13 protein-coding genes are annotated in these 16,961 nt (G+C 55.5%); 9 read left to right on the plus strand and 4 right to left on the minus strand.

What is annotated here, in order from left to right:
* Positions 1–44 precede the first annotated feature (44 nt).
* Entirely contained in the window at positions 45–950 is a 906-nt protein-coding gene (locus BUE18_RS00820; protein WP_073471933.1) for a glycosyltransferase family 2 protein, read from the plus strand.
* Between the two features lie 31 nt (positions 951–981).
* The gene (locus BUE18_RS00825) at positions 982–2,949 is read left to right on the plus strand and encodes a glycosyltransferase family 4 protein (protein WP_073471935.1); all 1,968 of its coding nucleotides are present in this window, start codon (positions 982–984) and stop codon (positions 2,947–2,949) included.
* A gap of 334 nt (positions 2,950–3,283) precedes the next feature.
* Here BUE18_RS00825 and BUE18_RS00830 read toward each other — a convergent pair whose 3' ends face one another.
* The 3 genes from BUE18_RS00830 to BUE18_RS00840 are packed head-to-tail and all read right to left on the minus strand — an operon-like array spanning position 3,284 to position 5,428.
* A complete protein-coding gene (locus BUE18_RS00830; RefSeq protein ID WP_073471936.1) occupies positions 3,284–3,757 on the minus strand; it encodes an HXXEE domain-containing protein in 474 nt (157 codons plus the stop codon).
* A 12-nt stretch (positions 3,758–3,769) separates the two neighbouring features.
* Positions 3,770–4,441, minus strand: coding sequence for a DUF2959 domain-containing protein (locus BUE18_RS00835; RefSeq protein ID WP_073471938.1), 672 nt, complete (start codon positions 4,439–4,441; stop codon positions 3,770–3,772).
* Between the two features lie 48 nt (positions 4,442–4,489).
* A complete protein-coding gene (locus tag BUE18_RS00840; protein WP_073471940.1) occupies positions 4,490–5,428 on the minus strand; it encodes a hypothetical protein in 939 nt (312 codons plus the stop codon).
* A 259-nt stretch (positions 5,429–5,687) separates the two neighbouring features.
* Here BUE18_RS00840 and BUE18_RS00845 point away from each other — a divergent pair, with 259 nt between their 5' ends.
* The 3 genes from BUE18_RS00845 (at position 5,688) to BUE18_RS00855 (ending at position 7,586) form a co-directional block, all read left to right on the plus strand.
* Positions 5,688–6,011 carry a hypothetical protein gene (locus BUE18_RS00845; protein WP_073471942.1) on the plus strand — a complete coding sequence of 108 codons (324 nt, stop codon included), beginning with the start codon at positions 5,688–5,690 and terminating at the stop codon, positions 6,009–6,011.
* Positions 6,012–6,073: 62 nt separating this feature from the next.
* Positions 6,074–6,706, plus strand: coding sequence for a hypothetical protein (locus BUE18_RS00850; protein WP_073471944.1), 633 nt, complete (start codon positions 6,074–6,076; stop codon positions 6,704–6,706).
* 73 nt (positions 6,707–6,779) lie between these two features.
* Positions 6,780–7,586 carry a 2-amino-3,7-dideoxy-D-threo-hept-6-ulosonate synthase gene (locus BUE18_RS00855; RefSeq protein ID WP_073471946.1) on the plus strand — a complete coding sequence of 269 codons (807 nt, stop codon included), beginning with the start codon at positions 6,780–6,782 and terminating at the stop codon, positions 7,584–7,586.
* A 162-nt stretch (positions 7,587–7,748) separates the two neighbouring features.
* On the opposite strand, the gene BUE18_RS00860 is transcribed toward BUE18_RS00855, so the two are convergent.
* The gene (locus tag BUE18_RS00860; RefSeq protein ID WP_073471948.1) at positions 7,749–9,101 is read right to left on the minus strand and encodes a fibronectin type III domain-containing protein; all 1,353 of its coding nucleotides are present in this window, start codon (positions 9,099–9,101) and stop codon (positions 7,749–7,751) included.
* A gap of 176 nt (positions 9,102–9,277) precedes the next feature.
* Between BUE18_RS00860 and BUE18_RS00865 the strand changes: the two genes are divergently transcribed.
* The 4 genes from BUE18_RS00865 (at position 9,278) to BUE18_RS00880 (ending at position 16,836) form a co-directional block, all read left to right on the plus strand.
* On the plus strand, positions 9,278–10,765 hold the full coding sequence (locus BUE18_RS00865) for an ArnT family glycosyltransferase (RefSeq protein ID WP_073471949.1): 1,488 nt from the start codon (positions 9,278–9,280) through the stop codon (positions 10,763–10,765).
* 217 nt (positions 10,766–10,982) lie between these two features.
* On the plus strand, positions 10,983–11,930 hold the full coding sequence (locus BUE18_RS27795) for a DUF7065 domain-containing protein (protein WP_073471951.1): 948 nt from the start codon (positions 10,983–10,985) through the stop codon (positions 11,928–11,930).
* Between the two features lie 10 nt (positions 11,931–11,940).
* Positions 11,941–14,415, plus strand: coding sequence for a PEP/pyruvate-binding domain-containing protein (locus BUE18_RS00875; RefSeq protein WP_073471953.1), 2,475 nt, complete (start codon positions 11,941–11,943; stop codon positions 14,413–14,415).
* 15 nt (positions 14,416–14,430) lie between these two features.
* Positions 14,431–16,836 (plus strand): PAS domain S-box protein, encoded by a 2,406-nt coding sequence (locus BUE18_RS00880; protein ID WP_073471955.1) that lies wholly within the window; start codon positions 14,431–14,433, stop codon positions 16,834–16,836.
* Positions 16,837–16,961: the final 125 nt, after the last annotated feature.

Here is a 16,961-nt window from a genome sequence, read left to right on the forward strand (position 1 = left end):
AAACCCTTTTCGTCACCATAATAAAAAAGCAGGAATCAATCCCCATGGATTCGGTAAAAATCTCCGTCATCCTGTGCACCCGGGCCGCCTCCGCTCACCTGGAGGCGCTCATTTACAGCCTGGCTGAGCAGGATTTTCCGGCCCAGGAATATGAAATCCTCATTGTGGACAACAGCCCCGACGGCGCGGCCAGGGGCCTTGCCGGCAAAGCCGTCCAAGCCGCTCCGGATCGAAAGATCCGGTATGTGCATGAGCCCGTCCCCGGAAAAACCCGCGCCTTGAACGCGGGGGTAAAAAGCGCCCAAGGGGGGATCGTCGCCTTTTTGGACGACGACGTTTCCCTGGATTCGGGCTGGCTGGCCGCCATGATTCAAGCCTTTGACGATCCTGAGACGGGCGGCGCCGGCGGAAAAATTACGCCCCAGTGGCCGGGCAAGGCGCCGGGATGGTTCACTCCGGCAGTTGCAGGCTTCACCCCGGTCCATGATTTTGGAGACAAGCCCCTGGCCTATGACGCGGCCGGGGCCTGCCCGGTGGGCGCCAACATGGCCTTTCGTAAGCTGGCCGTGGAGCAGGCCGGGCTGTTTGACGTCAACCTGGGCCATTGCGGGGCAGCCAAGCTGGGGGGGGAAGAGTGGGACCTGTGCCGCCGCGTCCGGCGCATTGGGTACAAGCTCATGTATCAGCCCCAGGCCGGGGTTAAGCATCATTTCACCAGCGAGGAGGCTTTAAAATCCCATTGGCGGGGCAGGGCCTTCACCCAGGGCCGGGTTGCGGCGTACATTTTGTTCAAGGACGATGCGCCTTTGCTGAACCGGGCCAAGGCCGAACCCGAAGGGACGGCTTTGCATAAAAATCAGCCCGGAAAGAACCTTTTTTATTTTCAACTAAAAGCCGCTTTTGCGGCGGGATTCGCCTGTGGACTCGTATTCGGACTTCCCAATAAATAACCCGGATTGCGCGGAGGCCGGTTTTCCCGCTTTGGACGAAAACCGTCTGCCGCCCAAATCCATCCGCCACTTGCTGATTACGGCGGAACACGCCGGGTTTCAGTATCGCGGCGGCATAGGGTCTTACGCCCAGGAAATGGAAAACCTGCTTGGCGGCGACCGTTTGGGGGTCTTTTTTGTGGGCGAAAAGGAATACGCCCCGGCAAAGTTCCCGTCCGAACAGTTCTTGAGGCGAAATCGCTGGATCGTCCCTTCCCTTGTCGTAGGTCCGGATCAATGCGCTTTTTTGCCCAAGGAGGACCTGATCTACCAATGCTTCAAGCGCATTCTGCCCTTGTACCCCGGCCTGGAAACCGTGGAAATCCAGGATTGCGACGGCTGGGGCGTGCGCATCGCCCAGGCCAAGCGGGCTGGGCTGCTGCCGGACAATCTCGCCATCAAGATTCGCTGCCACGGAACCTACGTGTACCTGGAGCAGGCCCATGGAAAATGGTGGGCCGATCAATACCATTTAAGGCTCATGGCCCGGGAAAAGCAGGCCATTGAACAGGCCGGCTGCGTGAGCTTTCCCACGGATTTTCTCCGCGACTTGTATTTGAAATCCGGGTACAGCATCAACCCGGACCGGATGGAAAAGCTCCGCTATCCCTTGGCCTTGCCCGCCGCGCCCGAGCCGGTGGAATTCCGGCGGGCCGATTCCTTGATTTTTATGGGCGCACGCACTCCCATGAAAGGCTTTCCGGTCTTTGTAGAGGCTTTGAAAAAATTGCTGGCCGGTCCTAAAGGTCAGGCCGTCCGCCGAATTTACGTTTTGGGTTCGAAGGACCCGGCCATGGCGCGGGAAAACGCCTGCATCAAGGCTTTGGGAAAACGGCTGAAGGTCATGGAAGCGGCCCTGCCGCGCCGCAAGCTCCTGAAAACCCTGACCCTGCTTCGGGGCAGGGCGGTCTGCGTGCTGCCCTACCTGGGGGACAACCACCCCAACGCGGTGCTGGAAGCCATGGCCTGCGGATGCCCCATGTTGGCTGCAGATCGCGGCGGAATTCCCGAACTGGTCCCCGAGGACTATCACGATCAATGTCTTTGCACGCCTGATCCCGATTCCCTGGCTGAAAGCATGGCCCGGCTCCTGTCCATGAAACCCAAGGATCGCCAGGCCCTGGCCCAGGGCGTGCGCCGAGAGTATCTGGCCGCGCAGCAGGCCATCAATCAGGCGCATTGGAGCACGGAGTCCCAGGTAAAGCCCGAGCCTGCTCTGGAGGCTAAACCTCGGGAAATCGTGCTGATGGTCCTGGCTGAAAAACCGGAGGAAGACTTGCTGCAGGCCCTGGAAAAGCAAACCCGCAAGCCGGACCGGACCTTATATATTTCCTCCGACGCCTTTGGGAAAGCCCTGCAGGAAGAAAACAAGGAGGCGATTGTAATCGCCCTGGAGGAAGATTACCGCCCCGCCCCGGAATTCATCCAAACCCATGCCCGATATCTGGAGCAAAATCCCGGGACAGGCGCCGTCTCGGCCTATTGTAAAGAAGAGGGCGGCCGGGTTATCCGTCCTATGGGGGACGGGCTTTTGTTGAATATGGCGGAGGATTGCCTGGGACACGGGGGCGCGGCGTTTTCCCTTTTCCATTTGCGCGAGGTCGATTTGTTGAGCCGGGATAGAATAAAGGCGCCGGAGAGTATTTTTCCCGTGCTCTTGGGTTCAGGAGGAAAAATTGGGGTGATCCCAGAGGTCCTTTCCCAAAGAAAGGCCCGCCCGGTTGCTGACAGAGACTTTTCCCGTGGTCTGGCTTTGGGGTTTGCGTCGGACAAGCTGCCCCGGTTTGAAGCCCTGCGCCTGGCCGGCGTGATGCAGGATTATGCGGCCATGCAGCAAACCCCGGCCATCGCCATTGCCCGGGAGCTGGAAAACTATCCTTTCCTGCTTCGCCTGGGCCGGACCGCCCTGGAAAAGGCCGCCAGGATTTATTTTAAAATGAAGCCGCATAAAGACGCGTGAACGTGGCTGTGCTTTTTAAGATACTCGATTGAAGGATAACTTGTCCAAGGTCAGATAAAACGAGGCGTCAACCAGCCCGCAGCATGATGAATATCGCAAGAATTCAATAACTTTTAGTATGTATTTTCCACGCACAGCATGGGAACGAGTTTTTAACCAAGACCTTCCGCCCGCCCTTTTGCCTTGGCTCCGATAACCTTTCCCGGCCGTGGCTTTTGACCTCCGGCCCCTGGTGTTTCATGCCTGGGCCGCCCAACTACTTTTTTTATCGCCGGGATGGTCGCCATAATTACAAGATCTGACTCACACTGCATCTCCTACGGCAACTTTGGGGTTATTCTTCCTTTTTTTCCCCCGCCGGGCTCAGGCCGATGTTTTTCAGGATGAGGATCATGGGCAGAAAGCCGAGAATCAGGGAGATTCCGGCCGTGACAGGCCCAAGGGCGCCGGACGTGTAAAAATGCGCGTACACAAATCCGGCGGCCGGCGCGTTGAAAAACGCGCCTGTGATCACGCCGGGGGAGTACTTCTTATAGGCCAGGGTGGTTGCGGCGTGGTATATGAAGTTAAACACGATGTAGCTGGCGGTGGACAAGCCCAGGGCCAATGTCCACTTGCCGGGCAGAAACACGGCCAGCCCCACGGCAATGAGCATGTATGCGCCGATCACCGCGTTTCCCAGGAGAAATTGCCGCCGGTCAAAATCCGGTTGAAAGGTTTTGGCCCACTCCACAAAACGGGGATTTTCCTCGATCCCCACGTGAATCAACTGGGCGATGATGATCAGCCATAATACGTTTAGGTTCATAAAAAGCCTTTTCTATTTAACCTGAAATTCCTGGATGAACTGGTTGGAGGACTCGATAGCCGCATTCATGTTTTTGATCAGTACGTCGATTTCTCCCTTCAGGGAGGAGAACTCCGAACGCAGGGAGCTGATGGCCTGGGCGTTCAGGTTATGCTTGAGGAACAGGACGTTGTCCTGGAAGGTTTCCAGGATGGGGGTCATGCTTTTTTCAGCGCGGTGCATGCTGGCCAGCATTTTGTTGTAATGGGATTTGGTGGCCGCAAGCTGCTTTTGGCTTTGAGCGCGAAGGTCGGCGCGTTTGTAAAGCGCCAGTTCGCCTTCCCATTCCTCGAACAAGGCGTCGGCCACGGACTCGATGCCGTCGATCCGGTCGGACACCCGTTCGGCGGCCTTTTTGCTGTCCTCGTATTCCGCGTTCAAGCGGTCGTAGGCTTCGCTCAGGTCGCTTGTGGGGACGTGGACCACGCTTCTGAACTGCTCCAGGGCGGACTTGAATTGCTCCTGGGCGTCGGTCTGGGCGTCCCGGGCGTCCTCCACCCTGTCCACCAGGATGTCCCGCTTATGGATGCCGACTTTTTCCATGGCGTTGTAATAAGTGGACTGGCAGGCGGCCAAAACCGTCAATAGCAGCGCCGCGGCAAAAAGAATTGCGTATTTTTTTAGGGGTTGATCTTTATGCAGCATTTCGCGCTCTCCTAAAGCATCAAATAATTGATTGATCCAAAAAACTAGCTACTGGCCGGGCATGGGCTGCAGAATTCTTACGGAATCCCATTCCCATATTCCGCCCTGATTGGCCAGGGCGAAGCCGGTGAAGGAATCTCTATAAAACAACTCCACGGTGCGAATCAGGGTTTTTCCATCCACCATGACCAGCATATTGCCGTTCATGTCCCTGCTCCACTGAATCCGATGCAACCGGCCGTCTTCCAGCATAGGATATTCGCCGGCCATGTCAATGACATAACTGCGGCCGCCTTTTTCCCGGATGATCTGGATGGGCCGGTCCGCGGACGGCGACGCGTTGTATACAAGCCGGTACAGGGCCCGGGCCGGGCTTCCGCCCATTAATACCATTTCCATAGCCCCCTGGGAAGGCTCCGCCGCAAAGGAAACGTCGGCTTCAAAGGCCGCCGGGATGGAGCAGGCGGTTCTGATGACGGCCGGGGTTTCATATTCCTTCACGCTTTGGGTCGCGGCGCCCTGCTGGGAGCCTTGGTCGTTCGTGGCCGCGTCCAGCATGCCTTTCAACAGGATGTTGAAAACCTCCTCCCCCTGGTTGGAACTGCCGCCTTGCTTGGCGGCGGCTTTCTTTTCGTTCACCTGGCTGCGAAGGCGCTTGCCTGGGGTGACCAGAAAAAAGCCCGAGTCCACGGTCCAACGGGGGGATAATTTGTAATTGCCGTCCGAAAAATCGTCCGAAAAAAACACGGTGCGGATTTTAGCCTTGTAGGCTTCCACCAATCCCCGCAGCTCGTCCAGAAAGCTGGGATGGGCGATCATTCTTTTGTCCGCGCTTTCTATGGCTTTTTCCAGGTCCGAAATCATGGATTGCAGAGTCTGGACGCCGGAGTCGCCGTCGTCCGCTGCAATGGAAGCCGCCGGCATGGCGAATAATAACCCTGCAATCAGGACGCATGCGGCCAATTTTTTTAAAGTATGATCCAACATAAAAAGTCCTCCTGCACCAGGCGTTATGGCCGAACCAGCAAGTCAGGGCGCTAAAGGGCTGCTCTTCCCTGCGAAACGGGCTTAAGGGCGGTCCCTGAAACGCGTTCCTGTTCCGGCGGAAATTTTGGTTGCTGATGGTACTGGGGAAACCATACCAAATCAGGTTATTGCATGGCAATGTCCTGTTTCACATGGTCTTTAAGATTGACTAAATATTATTAAGGTGATTTACTTTCGCTGCTTCAAGAGGGGGAGTGCATTGCCGCAATATATCGAAATTTTTCAGCCGAAAACCCAGGCGGAGTCCGCCATAGTGCAGAGTTTTCTCCGCGCGGAGGGCGTGGATTGCATTGAGAAGCGCCCGCAGCATGAGGGCGCCCAAAAGCCGCGCCCGGAGAAAGGCCTTCCCGCGCCTTTATGGGCGCCCGCGGACCAGGCCGAACAAGCCCGTGAAATCGTCGCCGCCTATCTGGAGGAAGCCTCCCTGTCCGAGGAAGAATGGGCCGTCAAGCCGCCGAAAGGCTCCGGCTCCTTTTTGCAGAAAATCCGAAGCCTGCTTATCAGGATTCTGTCCGGCCCCTGACGGGTTGCGGCTTCGGTCCCATTGTTTCTTTTTGCAATCCTTAAAAGCACAGGAGGTAAGCCATGACCCCGAATTCCCAGGCCACCCAGGCCATATTGAGAGACCCCAGCAATTTCCAGTGGTATATTATTCCCTTGCTGCTGCTCGTTCTGTACGTCTACGCCAATGAGGTCCAGCACAAGCGATGGAGCGTCATCCTTGGCGGTCTGGCTTTGTGGGGCATGGACTGGTTCAACGAAATCTGGAACAGCCTGTTCTTGCACTTCACCAATTTCGCCCCATGCTGGGGCCTGGCCAAGAACTCCTGCTTTATCATCCTTACCGGTCTGAACATAGAAATCTGCTTTATGTTCGCAATCATGGGCATTGTGTTTTTAAAGCAATTGCCCGAGGACAAGGACATGAAAATCCTGGGCGTGAACAACCGCTGGTTCATGTCTGTTGTCTTTTCCCTGCTGGCCGTGTTTGTGGAGATCCTGCTTAATCTGGCCGGCGCTTTGGTCTGGGAGTGGGGTTTCTGGAACATCAAGTTTCCTGTGTTCATCTTTTTACTGGGCTATTTTCCGTTTTTTGTTGTTGCCTTTAAGGTGCATGATATGGAAAACAGAAAGAATCAGATCAGGGCCGTTTTGGGGATCCTGGGATTTGACCTGGCCTGCCTTGTCGTGTTCGGAGGCGTCCTGGGTTGGATTTAACCCCCGTCCTGATTATAACGGCGTTTTTACGCGCGAAATCCATGCACGGATTTCGCCGGCGGGAGGATAGTACGTGTCCAACATAGGAAAAGATATTCGGATGGAAAGGCTCATGGACCGCAACACCGGCAGGATGGTTGTGGTTCCCATGGATCACGGCGTGACGGTCGGCCCCATATTCGGGCTGGTGGATATCGGACAGGCCGTGAACACAATCGCCGAGGGCGGCGCCAATGCGGTCATCGGACACATCGGCCTGCCGCGTTGGGGCCATCGCAAGGGCGGCAAGGACATCGGGCTGATTCTGCATTTGTCCGCGTCCACCATGGTCTCTCCCAGGCCCAACAAAAAGGTTTTGGTCAATACCGTGGAAAACGCCCTCCGTATGGGCGCTGACGGGGTTTCCGTGCATGTGAACCTCGGGGACGACGACGAGCCCGCCATGCTGCAGGCTTTGGGCGAGGTGGCCGTGGAATGCAACTACTGGGGCATGCCTTTGCTGGCCATGATGTATCCCCGGGGCCGGAACATCGAAAACGAAACCGATCCTGAAATGGTGCGGCTGGCCGCCCGGGTGGGCGCGGAGTTGGGCGCGGATTTCGTCAAGGTAAGCTACACAGGCGATCCGGAATCCTTTGCCAGGGTGGTGGAGGGATGCCCGGCGCCTATCCTCATCGCCGGGGGCAGCAAACTCTCGGCCGAAGAAATGTTCGTGACCATTGAAAACGCCATGAAGGCCGGCGCCAAAGGGCTTTCCGTTGGCCGCAACGTGTTTCAGAGCAAGGACCCTGTGGCCTTTCTGCAGTACGCCTGCTCCATTGTGCACGATGGCATGACAGCCCAAGAGGCTGCAGAGAAATACCGGGAAAAAGCCGGCTGATACATTTCATTTCCCATCGCCAAAAAAAGTAAACGCCATTCCGGGGGTTCCCGTTCCCGGAATGGCGTTTTTATTGTCAGGAGGCGGGATGACCTTGCCATCGGCCGCTTCCGCCAGGGCCTTGCCAGTGACCCTCTGTCCCCGACAAACCGAATTTACTTCTTAGTGAAACAGGCTTCCGATAAAACAGTCGTTGTTGCTGTCATCGTCGTCATCGTCCTCGCTTTCGTCGGTTGACGCCGAGGCTGAGGTGGAAAAGCCGGAGTCGGCCCCCTCTGTATATGCAGCCAGCCGGACATTGTATGTGATGCCGTCGTTCAGGCCAGTAACCCAATAGCTTTCTTCGCTTTCATCAATGAGCGCCCAAATTTTGTATTCCGCTTCATCCTGGGCTTCTTGTTTGATTTCCAGTTTGAAGCCGTCTTCCGTATTGGAGTTGTCGTTCCATGTGATTTTAAAGCTCGTCTCCCCCACATTGCTGACTGTGAGATCGTCCGGAGCATCCGGAGCGTCTCCCCCGATAAAGCAACCCAGACCCATGGGGCCGTTCAGATCGACGATATTGGAAGTGTTGAGATAGGCGTTGTCCATGGTGGTAACGTTTCCATCCAGGTCCACGATGCTCAGGGTGTTGTCCGTGGAATCGGTTACATAAGCGTCGGAGCCGTTAAGCGGAACGGACAGGCCGGAAGGCGAGGAGCCCACGGCGACGCCTTCTTCCAACACGGAGAATGTGACGGCGTTGATGATGCTGACGGTTCCGTCGGCCTGGTTGGCCGCATACAAGTAGCTGCCCCAGGAGGCCAGGGCCAGGGCGCAGGGGCCGGAGCCTACGGTGATGGTTTTCACCACTTCCAGTTCTTCCCCGTCAATGACTGAAATGGCGCCGTCCCCCTCGTTGGCTACGTATACGTAATCGTTGTATCTGCCGGCTACGATTCCGCCGGGGGAGTCCCCCACATCGATTGTGGATGCGCCGCCGTTGCTGATAACCGTTACGGTGTCGTCATCGGCGTTGGTTACAAAAACCGTCTCGCCGTCGCGGAAAACCGCCACGCCCCGGGGATTGTCGCCAACGCTAATGGTGGTTGTTTGAATATTATCCATGTCCGAGAGATCCAGTTTGGCGGCCTTGTTCGTGGACGAAGATACAACCCACAAGGCTTTATTGTCCCTGTCAAGAGCCATCCCCCCCAATTCCCCGCCAATGTTGACAGTGCATATGACGTCGTCCTGGGAGGTGGATATGTGGCTGGTTTGTATGACGGAAACCGTCCCGCTATTGGAATTTGCAACAAAAACGTATTGGCCGTCTGAGGTGACGGCCACAGCCTGGGGGCTGTCTTCCACAGCAATTTCCGCGGCAATTTCATCCGTGTCAAAGTCCACCACGGCTATGGAGTTCGAGCCTGTGTTGGGAATGTATGCGTACATGCCGGCAAAAGCGGCGCCTGAGCCTAAACACAAAAAAATGGCTGCAATGGTAAAAGTGACTGCCGAATCAACGATTTTCATTTTTTCTCCTGGTCTAAGGGGCCGCGCAATGGCGCCCTCCGCAATGTTGTTTCGCTAAGGGAGTCGGCGCCAGACAAGGTTTGGTTACAAAGTCTGCAGAAGTATCAATTTTTTTTTGGGTGTGCTATAAAAGCAGTAAATAGACACGATATTCTGCTGGAAAGAGATCCGTTTTGATGAGAATTTCACCCTATGCGGCAAGCTTGGCCGGAGCCCTTTTGATCCTTTACGCCCAGGGAGGCTTAGTTCCCGGCTACTCGCCGGATTCCGTGCAATACCTTGCCTGCGCAAATAATCTCATGGACGGAAACGGCTTCTACTCCTTTGACGGCTTGCCTTATACCGGCTGGGCGCCCTTGCAGCCGCTTATCATCGCCTTCATGGGCGTTCTGGGAATGAACCTCGTTACAGCGCCTTTTTGGATTAACCTGCTCAGTTTGGCGGGTATCGTCTTTACCGTACATTATCTTTTGGAACGGAACCTGAGCAGCCGGCCTTTCATAATTATGGGAACCCTTTCCATGCTCATGCCGGCCATGTTCGCCTTTTATTACATGGCTTGGTCCGAGCCGCTCTTTTGCCTTTTGGCCCTGTGGCTGGTTATTTTTTTTCACGAATACCTGGAGCGGGAGAAAACCGCGCTTTTGGCTGCGGCCGGGATCATGGCGGGGCTGGCTTGTTTGCAGCGTTATATCGGCGCCAGCCTTGTGATGGCGGCGGTCTTTCTTTTGCTGGTTCGGCCGGGCCGGGCGGGTTTTTTTCAAAGGATCAAAGAATGCCTGCTTTTCGGGACCATCGCCTCCACCCCGGTTTTTGCGTGGATGGCCAGAAACTATCTTACCGTCTCGTATCTTACCGGGCCGCGCAAGCCATCCGGCCACAACCTTTTTGAAGTCCTCAATACATTCGGCGCCACGGCCGCCTATTTGATTTATCCCTGGGATATGGCCAAACCGCTTAAGGCGCTTCTGATTTTTGCGGCGGCTGGATTTATGGGATTTGCACTCAAAAAAGCCGGCGGCGTTTCTATGGCCGTCAATTCCTTCAAAAAGTGGACCTTTCCCTGGACTCTGGGAGTGATGACCGCCGCTTACATCAGCGCCATCTTTTTTACGTATTTGAACACCCTTCTCGACGACTCCGCAACCCGTTACATAGCTGTTTTATATTTCGGAATCATCATTTTGGCCTTTTGGCTCTTTGACCGGGCTTCGTCGGCAAAGGACGGTAAATCCCCGGAGCAGACAAAACAAATCATAATTACCGTGTGCGCAGCGTGGCTGGCGGCGGGGCTTGTTGGGTCGGTGCAGAATGCCGCGGATTTGCACAATGCCGGCGTTGGCAACTACCATGAAAAAAAATGGGCGGACTCGGGGACGGCGCAATGGATAACGCAAAACCCTCCCACAGGGAAGGCGTACAGCAACCTCGCCCGTTTTGTCTATTACAAGACAGGCGCCGAGTGCCGCCTGTTGCCGAAAGAGCAGTCAAAGCTCGACAGGCTTCACGCCGACGTGCTTGAAGACGGCTCCGTGCAGGTGATCTGGTTCAACGCTTCCAATCGAAAGCCTGACTATAACCTGGATTTATTTATGAATAAATACCGGGTTGTTGCCAATGCGGCGCTCAATGACGGAAAAGTCGTAACTCTTTTTCCGTCATGACGGCGGCGCCGGTGTTTTAAAGCCGGCGTCCACTTAGTCCGCCTCCGTCTTCAAACCCTATCTGCGGTGCGCCTCCTCCTGCGGTCACTTTTCTTGTCATGCTGATTTCCTTGTGATATCATATTTCTATACAGTTGTACGATCGGATGAAATATTGCGTTTTTTAATTCTGTTCAGGTTGGATGGAAAAACCGCCTCACGGACTTGCGGATATTCTATGCTCAAAGACGATGAATACGGCTTTTTGGAAGGAAGGCATGAACCGACTGACGATCCGTTTTGGCAGGAGTCCTGGTATTTCAATTTTGCAGATTCTGAAACCGGCGCTTACGGGCTGACCCGTATTGCGTATTGCCCTTATAAGGGCAAAGCGGACGGATTGTTGCTGGCTTCCATAAATGGGCGGCCCGCCATATTATACCCGGCAGTGGGCAAATCTTTGCAATCCAGGGAGGTTTCCATCAACCCGCCTGAGAGCCTGAAAACTAAAGGCCTGGAGTTTGTTTGCCGCTCTCCCATGGACCATTGGGAATTGAGGTTAAAAACCCGAAACGTGGAAATGAACCTGGCTTTCAAAGCGATAACCCCCATGCACATGTTTCCGGAAGTGATTACCGCGGAAGGGAAGTCCGCCGCCGCCAGGCATTATGAACAAGGCGGCAAGGCGACCGGCGTGATTCGCCGTAAAGGAAGGAAAATCAAGATCAACGGCATGGGGCAGCGCGATCACTCCTGGGGTCCCAGGCATTGGTCCGGGGTGGGATCGTGGACCTGGATAAGCGCGCAATTCTCCTCGGGCTGGGCTTTTAATTACTGGAACCTGGGCGAGGGGCCGCCGGCGAAAACCTGCGGGTTTCTGGGCGACGCCAAAGGAAGCGTGGATTTGATTCAGGGAGAGGCGGAATGGGAAAAAAAGGACGGCTCCGGCTTGAATCTTACCATAACCCCGCAAGGACAGCCAGGAAGGCAAATTGCCTTTCAGGGAAGAACCCGCTGGTCTTTGTTCAAAGACGGAGCAATCATTAATGAGAATTTCGGCGTTTTTTCCTGCAACGGCGAGCAAGGCGTCGGCGTGGTGGAGCGTCTGTATAAACCCCGTTTCGGCCTGGCGAGTTACCTGCCGGAAGTCCCCAAAATGGTCGCACTCGGCCTGCAAAGCCTGTAAGAGAAGAGTTATGGCGCTTATATCCAAACCCTTATGGACGCCCATCTCCAAGCGAGCCAAACCGTCTATAGAACTTCACGGCGGAAAAGGCGCCAACCTGGTGCGTCTGGCAAGGGCCGGATTTGCCGTTCCGGGCGGAGTGGTTCTAACCGCCAGGCTGCTGCAAAACGCCGATCAAAGCAATTTGTCCCGCCTGCAAAACCTGATTTGCAAAGCCTTGTCCTCCTATCCCCCCCGGACTCAATGGGCGGTGCGTTCGTCAGGGACCTCAGAGGACGGCCGTCAGGCCTCGTTTGCGGGCCAGCACGACACCTTTTTAAACGTCCCGCGGGATGAACTGGCTTCCCGGGTTCTGGACTGCCTGGACTCCGCGCGATCCCTCCATGCAGACGTTTATCGCGATAAAATGGAGCAGTCTTCCTCATCCTCCATGGCGGTGGTGATTCAGGCCATGGTCAACGCCCAATGCGCCGGTGTGTTGTTTACGAGGCACCCTGTCCTGCCCGATGTGGATTGCATTGTGGTGGAAGGCATTCCCGGCCTGGGCGAGGACTTGGTTTCCGGGCGAAAAAATCCCGACCGGCTGGAATTATCCCGTTCTGGAAGGCGTTTGGAGGCTGTGTTTCACGATCAAAACAAACAATGCCTGGACGCCGTGGGCGATGTTTTTTTCTGCGAAGCCGCAAATAATATAGAAAAAGCCATGGCCGCCCCCCAGGATGTGGAATGGGCTTATGACGGCCAAAAATTGTGGATTCTCCAAACCCGGCCCATAACCACCCTAAAGCGCCCCTCCAAAGTGTGGACCCGGGCCTGGGGCGACGAGTTCTGGGCCGAGGCCACCACGGATTTGCAATACACGCTCATGGGGCGATGGATCAGGGACGATTACATCAGGGACCTTGGCCGCATTTGCGGGTGGAATTTTTTATCTCAGGTGGAGCCCTTTGAACGCATTAACAGCCACGTGTATTTCAATCCCGAATACATGCGCAGGCTGCTGCGCCTGGTTCATCCGGCCATGCGCATGGAGCGGCAGTTGAACTGGATGCCGCCTTATTGGCGGGCCGAAGCCTCTTCCATAGAATTCCGTCCCGCCGCGCTTGCGCTGAGCCTGCTTCGGTCCTCCCTGTCGGACAAAAACTCGGGCATGCTCTCCCATTACAAAAGATTGCCCAAGTACCTTAAGCAAGTGCAGGACGCGCTTATTCCCGAGCTTGGGCGGGATCTCTCCCCCCTGAGCGACCAGGATTTATGGCAACGGCTTATGCGGAACGACCGCATGGGCAGGGCGCATTTTAAGTTCGTGCGATGGGGCCTTGGCTCCTATTTGGCGCCTACCCGGATGATTTGCGCCTGGATTTGCGAAAACTGGACCTCCCGCACCCAGACGGCCGACCCGGAAGGCCACTATTTTGAAATGCTTCTCACCAGCCCGCGGGGCAACAGCACCACCCAGGTCAATGAGGAAATTGAGCAGCTAAGCCGCTTGGCCGCAAAGATTCCCGGCCTGCGGGAGCGCCTGATTTGTTCGCCTGACTCGCCCTCCCTGGAAGACATCGCCGCCATGCCGGAGTCAAAATCTTTTGTTTCGGAATTCAAAGGCTTTATCCAACGGCACGGGCATCGCGGCAGTTCCCGGGAAACCCGCCTTCCCCGGTGGATGGACGACCCCGGCCTGATTCTCAACAACATTCTGGCTTTTGCCGCATCCGGCATGGAAGGAAACAAAGCCGGGAAAACAAAGGATCAAAAAGACTCCTGGCTGCAAGAGGTGAGGCGGCAGCCCGGCGGCTGGTGGAAAAGGGCTATTGCGGAAAAGTCTTTGTCCCTGGCCAGGGAATACGTTAGATACAGGGAGAATCAGCGCTACGCTCTGGACTACATCCTGGCGGACATGCGCCGCGTCATCCTGGAGATGGCGGCAAGACTACAAACAAAAGGCCTGCTTAAGCAGGAAGACGACATATTTTTTGTAACTTATAACGAGTTGAAATCCTTATGGGACGGCTCCGCCTCAAAGCCTCCGGAAGTGGAAGCCAGACGGGCGGCTTTTATAAAGGATTCCTCCCGGCTTCCTCCTGAATGGATTCTGGATGGAGAGCCTTTTCCCCAAAAAAGGGTTGCGGTGAAAAACGGCTTCCGCGGAACTCCAGCCTCGCCCGGCGCCGCCAAAGGAACGGCCCGGGTCGTAATGCGGGCGGAGGATTTACGGAACGTTCGCCAGGGGGACATCCTGGTGGCGCCCAATACGGACCCCGGCTGGACCCCGGTTTTCGGGCTGATCTCCGGCCTGGTCGTTCAGACGGGCGGCATGCTTTCCCATGCGGCCATCGTAGCCAGGGAATACGGCATCCCGGCCGTAACCGGCGTGGCGGAAGCCTGCCGCAATATCAATACAAACGATTATCTTGAGGTCAACGGCCGGGACGGGACCGTTGCAATATTGAATTTCACCGGGGATGAGCAAGCCCGGGCCATGTAATGCGGAGGCGTGAGAATGGACCCTAACAGTCCCAGGAAAGAGCAAAAGCCTTTTGATCAGAGCATACGCTATAAGTTGATGCTCATCCAATCGGTCATTTTCGTCATTCCCGCTTTTGCCATCGCCTATTTTTTGTATGAAAAAAAGATTCTGCTCGATTATTACAATGCGCTTATCTTCATCTTTGTTCTGGCTCTTATTTTGGGAGGGTTCATCCTGCTGCGCCAGATTCTGGACCGCGTGGCGGATCTGGCCGAATTCGGAAAAAAAGTGGAGCAGGGAGACTCGACAGCCCTGGCGGCGGCGAAATTCGAAGACGATGAGCTTGGCGACATTTCCGGAACCATAAACAGCCTGATTGCCAAGCTGGAAAAAACTACGGACAGGGCCAATCAGAGAGTCATAGAGCTTTTGTGCATTAAGGAGTTCGCCGACGCGGTGCGGGAGGAGCGCAACAAGACCAAGCTCATGCATCTGCTTTTGGAAAAAGCCATGGCGGCCACGGGGGCAGCCTCCGGGGCTGTGTTTATCAGGGACGAGAGAGGGTCCAATTTTTCCTTGGTGGATTCCCGGGGCGTGGATCCCGTCCTCGCCCTGGACTCCGGCGCCCAGATGATGGAACTGGTGAAATCCGGCGAGATGGGGCCTGGCAGTCCAACTTTTGTCGCCCCCTTGATTGAGCAGGATCGAATGATCGGCGTCATTGCGTTGGGCGCCAAGCAGGGCGGGGCGCTTTTCACCGAGCAGGACCAAAACGTGCTCTCCATTATGAAGGACCACCTTTCTTCAGGGTGCGAGGCCGGATACCTGGACAGCGAACTGCAGGACCGGATTCGGGAATTGAACAAGCGCACCGAAGACCTGGAAGAGGAGATTAGAATACGCCAGGAGACGGAGGACAAGCTCCGAAGCATTTTGGAAAGCTCCTCGGCCATATCCATTGTATCCACGGACCTGGATCAAATCATTCGGTACTGGAATAAGGGCGCTGAAAATATTTTCGGATTCTCGGCCGAAGAAATGGTCGGTGAGAAAATCACCAAAATTTATGTGGACGATCCCCAATCCAGGGAGATTCTGTCCCAGGCCAGGAATCATGTCATAGAAAACAAGGACGCCACGTCCTGCGAAGTCCGGGAGCTTTCCAAAGAAGGCTCGGACAAGTGGGTCAGACTCAACCTTTCCGCCAGGATGGACCAGGACAATGAAGTCATAGGACTTTTGGGAATAGGGGAGGACATCACCGAGCGCAAGCAGCTTGAACAGATGCTCCTGCACGCCCAAAAAATGAAAGCCATCGGCGCCCTTGCCGGCGGCGTGGCCCATGACTTCAATAATATCCTCACCAGCGTCAGGGCCTACACCGAACTGGCCCAGTTCCGCATTGACAACAAGGGCGCGGTGCAGGAAAGCCTGGACCAGATCATGAATGCCACGGACCGGGCCAAGGAGATGGTCAAGCAAATCCTGAATTTCAGCAGGCAGACGGGGGAAGAGAAAAAGCCCGTGCAACTCGGGCCGGTGATAAAGGAAGCCGTCACCCTTTTAAAGGCCGCCCTTCCTTCCACCATTGAAGTCGTCATGGCGCTTAAGGAGTGGGAAATCATCATTCACGCCGACGCCACCCAGGTGCACCAGATCATCATGAATCTTGGAACAAACGCGGCCCACGCCATGGCTCAGAGCGGCGGGATTCTGCATTTTTCCATGATCCGCGAGGAAGTGGACAGAAAAACCGCGGCAAAGATTCCCGAGCTGCAAGTCGGGAACTATATCAAATTGCGGGTTCAGGACACCGGCTGCGGCATGGAGCCCGAGGTCATGAAGCATATTTTTGACCCCTACTACACCACCCGGGAAACCGGAAAAGGCTCGGGCATGGGGCTGGCTGTGGTTTACGGAATCGTCAAACAGCACGGCGGCGCCATTGTCGTTAAAAGCAAGCCCGGAAAAGGGACTTTGTTCGACGTTTATTTTCCCATCGTGTCCGAGCGTCCCAAAAGCAGCCCCAGAAAAGCAACGGACATTCCTCACGGGACGGAGTCCATTTTGTTCGTGGACGATGAACTGGCGGTTACCGAGCCCTATCTGCGCATCCTGGAGGATTTGGGATATACGGTGACCGGGTTTACGGACGGCTTGGAGGCCCTGACGACCTTTAAGGCAAACCCAACCCATTACGACCTGATCATTTGCGACATGACCATGCCCAAAATCACCGGAGAAATGCTGGCGCAAAGAGCCAAGGATGTCCGCAGCGACATCCCCGTAATCATTTGCACAGGGTATTCCGACGCCATGAGCGAAGAAAAAGCCGGGGAAATGGGAATCCAGGCCATGCTGCCTAAGCCTTTGGCCGTGGAGGAGCTTGCCTCGGCGATTCGAATGGTTTTGGAGGGCAAATCTTACAACGCAGCCTAAGGGAAGCCTTGACAAAATCCCGGGCTTGGAACATATTCCTACGAGTGGTCAATTCGGAGGGGCCTGACGGCCCCTTTCTTGCCTCTGCCTGTCCAATCAAACATTCAAGGGGGGTACTGTGCGGC

Origin of the sequence: Desulfatibacillum alkenivorans DSM 16219 (genome assembly GCF_900142135.1) — a bacterium.
Taxonomy (GTDB): Bacteria; Desulfobacterota; Desulfobacteria; order Desulfobacterales; family Desulfatibacillaceae; genus Desulfatibacillum; species Desulfatibacillum alkenivorans.

Excerpts from the sequence above, each read along its gene's own strand:
- BUE18_RS00820 (WP_073471933.1), top strand. The coding sequence starts at position 45 with ATGGATTCGGTAAAAATCTCCGTCATCCTGTGCACCCGGGCCGCCTCC.
- BUE18_RS00830 (WP_073471936.1), bottom strand. The coding sequence starts at position 3,757 with ATGAACCTAAACGTATTATGGCTGATCATCATCGCCCAGTTGATTCAC.
- BUE18_RS00835 (WP_073471938.1), bottom strand. The coding sequence starts at position 4,441 with ATGCTGCATAAAGATCAACCCCTAAAAAAATACGCAATTCTTTTTGCC.
- BUE18_RS00840 (WP_073471940.1), bottom strand. The coding sequence starts at position 5,428 with ATGTTGGATCATACTTTAAAAAAATTGGCCGCATGCGTCCTGATTGCA.
- BUE18_RS00850 (WP_073471944.1), top strand. The coding sequence starts at position 6,074 with ATGACCCCGAATTCCCAGGCCACCCAGGCCATATTGAGAGACCCCAGC.
- BUE18_RS00860 (WP_073471948.1), bottom strand. The coding sequence starts at position 9,101 with ATGAAAATCGTTGATTCGGCAGTCACTTTTACCATTGCAGCCATTTTT.
- BUE18_RS00865 (WP_073471949.1), top strand. The coding sequence starts at position 9,278 with ATGAGAATTTCACCCTATGCGGCAAGCTTGGCCGGAGCCCTTTTGATC.
- BUE18_RS27795 (WP_073471951.1), top strand. The coding sequence starts at position 10,983 with ATGCTCAAAGACGATGAATACGGCTTTTTGGAAGGAAGGCATGAACCG.
- BUE18_RS00875 (WP_073471953.1), top strand. The coding sequence starts at position 11,941 with ATGGCGCTTATATCCAAACCCTTATGGACGCCCATCTCCAAGCGAGCC.
- BUE18_RS00880 (WP_073471955.1), top strand. The coding sequence starts at position 14,431 with ATGGACCCTAACAGTCCCAGGAAAGAGCAAAAGCCTTTTGATCAGAGC.